Consider the following 1034-nt stretch of genomic DNA (forward strand, 5'->3'; position numbering starts at 1 on the left):
ACGTCCTGGCCGGTCTCGTCGACCACCGCGGCCATGATGCCCGGCAGCGGCAGCGTGCACGAACCCGGCACCGTCGGCGTCGCGCCCGGCAGCGGCGTGATCATGTGGCCGCCGGTTTCGGTCTGCCACCACGTGTCGACGATCGGGCAGCGTTCCTGGCCGACGTGCTTGTGGTACCACATCCACGCTTCCGGATTGATCGGTTCGCCGACCGTGCCGATGATGCGCAGGCTCGACAGGTCGTAACTCTTCGGATGAACCTTGTCGTCGGCCTCGGCGGCCTTGATCAGCGAGCGGATCGCGGTCGGCGCGGTGTAGAACACCGTGACCTTGTGATCGTTGATCATCTTCCAGAAGCGGCCTGCGTCCGGGTAAGTCGGCACGCCTTCGAACACCACCTGCGTGCCGCCGCACGCGAGCGGGCCGTAGGTGATGTACGTGTGGCCCGTGACCCAGCCGATGTCGGCCGTGCACCAGAACACGTCGGTGGGCTTCCAGTCGAAGGTCCACTTCATCGTCTGCGCGGCCCACAGCAGATAGCCGCCGGTGCTGTGCTGCACGCCCTTCGGCTTGCCGGTCGAGCCCGACGTATACAGGATGAACAGCGGATGCTCGGCGCCGACCCATTCGGGGGCGCACGTGTCGGATTCGCTGTCGGCGATCTCGTGCATCCACAGGTCGCGCCCGGCGTGCCAGTCGATCGTGCCGCCGGTGCGGCGATAGACGATCACGCTCTTGACGGCTTCGCAGCCGCCCATGGCGAGCGCCTCGTCGGCGATGCTCTTGAGCGGCAGCGTCTTGCCGCCGCGCGCCTGTTCGTCGGCGGTGATGAGCGCGACCGCGCCGACGTCGACGAGCCGCTCGTTCAGCGATTTCGCGGAGAAGCCGCCGAACACGACCGAGTGCGTGGCGCCGATGCGCGCGCAGGCCTGCATCGCGACGATGCCTTCGATCGACATCGGAATGTAGATGACGACGCGATCGCCCTTGCCGATTCCGCGTTTCTTCAGCGCATTCGCGAAGCGCGACACGCG

The 1034-nt window shown here is 67.0% G+C and carries 1 protein-coding gene; it reads right to left on the reverse strand.

Annotation, left to right across the window (positions count from 1 at the left end; genetic code table 11):
- The coding region (locus HWX22_RS31250) for an AMP-binding protein (RefSeq protein ID WP_175916992.1) at nt 1-1034 on the reverse strand (1034 nt) is incomplete at both ends.

Origin of the sequence: Burkholderia sp. BCC1638 (genome assembly GCF_902833195.1) — a bacterium.
In the GTDB taxonomy this organism is placed as follows: domain Bacteria; phylum Pseudomonadota; class Gammaproteobacteria; order Burkholderiales; family Burkholderiaceae; genus Burkholderia; species Burkholderia diffusa.